Genomic DNA, 4043 nt, shown 5'->3' on the forward strand with positions numbered 1-4043 from the left:
CGGAGGTGGTCGTGACGGTCACTCCGAGGGTCTGGCCGTCGGCGGTGAGCTCACAGCGGATCTCGGCGCCCACCTCCGCGGGGAGGTCCTCGGGGCAGGTGAAGCCGTCGGGGGTCTGGCCCACCTCCTCGGCCAGCATCTCGCTCGACCGCTCGGCGACCTGTTCGGCGCCGACTGCGTCGGGGCCGCCGATGCTGAACTCGAACGAACAGCCGGTGGACAGAAGCAGGGAGACCGCGCCCAGTGCCGTTCCGGTGATGACTCGACGGCGTCCGGTCTGCCGCATGGCGGCCTCCTCAGTGTTCGGGGATGTGCACGGGTATGGACGCCGAACGCGAGGAGCGGGTTCCGGAGCGGATGGCTCCGATGCGGGGATGTGACATCGGTGTCTGGTGTGGTCGGCCGGTGCCGCGCCGGGGAGCCGCCCGGATGTGCTTGCCCCGGGGCGGGGGAACGGGAAGGGTGGAACACAGCGGTGGGGGCCGCGTCCTGTCGGGCGGCCCCCACCGTCGTCGTGTACCGGTCCGGGTCGGTCGTGTCCGGGTCAGTCCTCCGGATCGATCCGCCGGTTGAGTCGTCGCAGGAACTCGGGGTCGTCGTCCGGTCCGAGCGGGTGCGGGCTGCCCGAGGGCTTGGTGAAGTCGGACGGGTCGAGGTCGTCGGCCGAGGCCGTGGCCTGTGTCGGGGAGGGCGCGCTCCCGCGGGCTGAGGCCGCCTGGCGCGGGCGGCCGAGGAGGAGCCACAGGATGGCGCCGACGGGCACGAACAGCACGATGACGAACACCCACAGCACCTTCGGCAGAGTGCGCACCTCAGAGGAAGGGGTGGTGAGCGCGTCGAAGAACGCGTACACCCACAGAACGATCGATACGAGCGTGATCAGGCCACCAAGCCACACCATGGTTCCAGCCTAACTCTTGCAGTCGACTCCTCACGGTCGGGACACCGGGCCGGAGGGCAGGGGGAGTCCGCGGAGCGGTTGACCGGCCGACGGGGCGGTCGGAGGGCCCTGTGGCTCCTGGAGCTCTGGCTCCCGCCGGATGGGTTGTCTTGGGGCACTCGGCCTCAGGGCGTGCTCTCGCTCGGCTCCCCGAGCAGGAGGGCGCGCACCTCCGACTCGCGGAAGCGGCGGTGCCCTCCCGGGGTCCGGATGCTGCTGATCCGCCCGGAGGCGGCCCAGCGCGTGACGGTCTTGGGATCAACCCGGAAGAGTGAGGCCACTTCCCCGGGGGTCAACAGGCGTTCGCTTGCTCGTTCCACCTTCACATTCCCCCAATCGTGCCCGCCTCGGACTGTGGGGGCGGCGGGCGTTTGATCCCCTAGTGTGCACGAGTTAGACCGTTTCCTCCCTAGTTTTCGGAGAAATTGCGGTGTTGGGGGGAGGAGTACCGGATATGTGACCGGAACGTGATGTTCGGACCCTGCTGTCGGGATTGGAAACATCCCATGACTATGCGAATCGTGTTCGCCTATGTCCCGTTCCCCTGTGCCGCAAGCGACACACCGACCCGATGCCCGTCGCGGCGGGCACGCCCTTAACCTGGAGATAAGGACCTGTGGGAGGCCGTCGGCCCGACCCGTGTGGGGTGCGGGAACGTCCGGACACAGGTGTTGACCGGGCGTTCCGCGCCGCCGATGGGCGTAGCGACCAATCTAGTCCAGGTAATCGTCTGTTGTGAGGCTTTTGGATGCGTAGCTTGCTGACCTATACCGCCGCCCGCCTGGGGCTGTTCGCGGCGGCCTTCGGAGTGGTCTACCTTTTCGGCGCCCGTGCGTGGATCGCCCTCATCCTGGCCTGGCTGGTCAGCGGACTGGCCTCCTACGTCCTGTTGTCCGGGATGCGCGACAAGGTCTCCGCGAGCGCGGTGGAGCGGATGGAGCGCCGCAAGGCGAACAGCCTGTCCGCGCGCCTGGCGGACGCCTCCGCCCGCGAGGACGACTTCCAGGAGGCACCGGATCAGGAGGCGGCCCCTGCCGGGGCCGACGCCCGTGCCGAGGAGGCCGGGGCCGAGGCGAAGCCGGGCGAGGACGCGCCGACCGCCGCCAGGGAGTCCTGACCGGAGCGGTGGCCGGGGAGCGTTCGGCTCCCGCCGGGGGCGCTCCCGCCGCCAGCGCCACCGTCGGCGGCCACAGCGGCCCCGGGAGCGGGAACACCGATCCGGACACCCGTTCGCGGTGGCCCTACCCTGTGCCCGTGCCCGCGTCCGCCCCGCCCGCTGACCGGCGCGCCTCCGTCCCGTGCCTGTCGATGCCCTCGGCCGCGCGGCCCACGAGCGGCGGCAGGACCGCGGCCAGGTAGAGGGCCGCGCACGCCAGTAGCACCGGCGCCGCTCCGAGCAGTCCGGCCGCCGCGCCCGCGACGGGCGCGCCCAACGGCGCCGCCATCCGGGTCAGCGCGCCGATCGTCGCCGTGCCCCGCCCCACGGCTCGGCGGGGCAGGCGCTCGAACAGCACCGCGCCCAGGATCGGGTTGAGTACCCCGCCCGCGAGCCCGCACAGGCCCCACACCGCCAGGACCGCCCACAGCGGCACGTCCAGCGCCAGCACGACCAGCCGGGGCGGCCCGGCCAGCACCAGCCCCGCGAAGAACACCGCCCTCCGGGGCAGCAGGTGCCCGACCGCCGTGGCCGCGAGCGAGCCCACCACCGAGGCCGCGCCCATCACGCCGCCCAGGAGGCCGACCACCGCGGGGCCCATGCCGTTGTCGTCCACCCACACCGGCAGTAGTACCGAGGCCACGGACATGTCGATCATGTTGGTGACCGCGAGCACGACCACCAAAACGCGCAGGGTGGCGTCGCCCCAGACCGCCCGCCAGCCGGTGCGCAGCCTGGTCGGGTAGCCCGCGTCCGCCTCGGGGTCCCCGCCCGGGCGGGGGCGCTCCCCGGGCTGGGTGGCGGCCAGTACCACCGCCGCCGCGGCGAGCAGCGCGGCGTTCGTGTACAGGGCGGGGAGCGCGCCGAGCAGGGACACCAGTCCGCCCGCGGCCACCGGTCCGACGGTCGTGGACAGCCGGTCCACGGTTCCGGTGAGTCCGGTGACCCGTTCGAGGCGCGTCCCCGTGCGTTCGGCGACGGCCGGGGCCATGGAGACCTTGGCGGCCTCGGCGGGGCCGGTGGCCAGGCCGATCACGGTCACCAGCGCCAGGAGCACGGGGAAGGACAGCAGCCCGGCCGTGTGCAGCAGCGGGACGCAGGCCACCGCCGCCGCGGCGACGAGGTCGGCGCGCACGCTCACGGCACGCTGACCCATCCGGTCCAGCAGCGGGCCGCCCAGCAGTCGGGCCAGGGTGTAGGAGCCGATCTCGAAGAAGGCCACCGCCCCCATGGACGCCGGGCTGCCGGTGGCCTCCAGGACGAACCAGGGGATGGCGATCATCGCCAGCCGCGTGGCGGTGTAGCACAGGGCCTGGGCGGCGACCAGCCCGCCGACGCTCCTCACGTGCCCGTCCCCGTCGCCCCGTCGTCCCCCTCCACGTCCGGGCCCCTGTCCTCGGGGTCGGGGAAGGCGGCGAACTGGACGTGCACCGGTCGGCTGCCGGGGGCGCCGGTCTCGCGCGTGTAGCGGTCGAAGAGCGCGCGGACCTCCTCCCGGAAGGCGGAGAGTTCCTCCAGGGTCAGCTCCGTGCGCCGCCCGGACATGACCTGGGCCTCGCGCCAGCCCTCGGGCTGGGCCGCCCACAGGTTGACGGCCGAGGCCAGTTCCTCGCTCCAGCTGGCGGCCAGGGCCATGCGCACGGCGGCGCTCAGCTCGGGCTCGTCGGTGTCCAGGTGCTCGGGGAAGCGGAATCCCTTGTGCCTGGAGCGCCACCAGCGCTCCCGCGAGGTGCCCAGGGAGGGGTCCTCCTCGATGAACCCGTGCGCCTCCAGCTGCCGCAGGTGGTAGCTGGCCGAGGCGGAGGAGACATCCAGCCACTCCGAGACGGTCTTGCCGGTGGCGGGCCCCCGCTGCTGGAGGAGGTTGAGGACGCGGATGCGCAGGGGGTGGGCCAGCCCGCGGAGGGAGCGGGCGTCGAGGGTCGCCGCATGGGCGAAGGGGTCGGG

At 72.9% G+C, this 4043-nt stretch carries 6 protein-coding genes; 1 reads left to right on the top strand and 5 read right to left on the bottom strand.

Translation table 11 applies throughout. From position 1 onward, the window contains the following. The 3 genes from DQW06_RS20855 to DQW06_RS20865 form a co-directional block, all read right to left on the bottom strand. A partial coding sequence (locus tag DQW06_RS20855) for a DUF4333 domain-containing protein (protein WP_157983528.1) occupies nucleotides 1–286 on the bottom strand: 286 nt, incomplete at its 3' end. A 258-nt stretch (nucleotides 287–544) separates the two neighbouring features. Next, on the bottom strand, nucleotides 545–901 hold the full coding sequence (locus DQW06_RS20860; protein ID WP_013156003.1) for a PLD nuclease N-terminal domain-containing protein: 357 nt from the start codon (nucleotides 899–901) through the stop codon (nucleotides 545–547). Nucleotides 902–1065: 164 nt separating this feature from the next. Continuing rightward, a complete protein-coding gene (locus tag DQW06_RS20865) occupies nucleotides 1066–1266 on the bottom strand; it encodes a BldC family transcriptional regulator (protein WP_017535950.1) in 201 nt (66 codons plus the stop codon). A 422-nt stretch (nucleotides 1267–1688) separates the two neighbouring features. Here DQW06_RS20865 and DQW06_RS20870 point away from each other — a divergent pair, with 422 nt between their 5' ends. Beyond that, the gene (locus DQW06_RS20870; protein WP_013156005.1) at nucleotides 1689–2057 is read left to right on the top strand and encodes a DUF4229 domain-containing protein; all 369 of its coding nucleotides are present in this window, start codon (nucleotides 1689–1691) and stop codon (nucleotides 2055–2057) included. Between the two features lie 124 nt (nucleotides 2058–2181). On the opposite strand, the gene DQW06_RS20875 is transcribed toward DQW06_RS20870, so the two are convergent. Both DQW06_RS20875 and DQW06_RS20880 read right to left on the bottom strand, forming a co-directional pair. Then, nucleotides 2182–3441: an MFS transporter gene (locus tag DQW06_RS20875; RefSeq protein WP_071621187.1), complete on the bottom strand. Its 1260-nt coding sequence runs from the start codon at nucleotides 3439–3441 to the stop codon at nucleotides 2182–2184. Then, a partial coding sequence (locus DQW06_RS20880) for a helix-turn-helix domain-containing protein (protein WP_117199142.1) occupies nucleotides 3438–4043 on the bottom strand: 606 nt, incomplete at its 5' end. The genes DQW06_RS20875 and DQW06_RS20880, both read right to left, overlap by 4 nt.

Source organism: Nocardiopsis sp. TNDT3, assembly GCF_003427465.1.
In the GTDB taxonomy this organism is placed as follows: Bacteria; Actinomycetota; Actinomycetes; order Streptosporangiales; family Streptosporangiaceae; genus Nocardiopsis; species Nocardiopsis dassonvillei.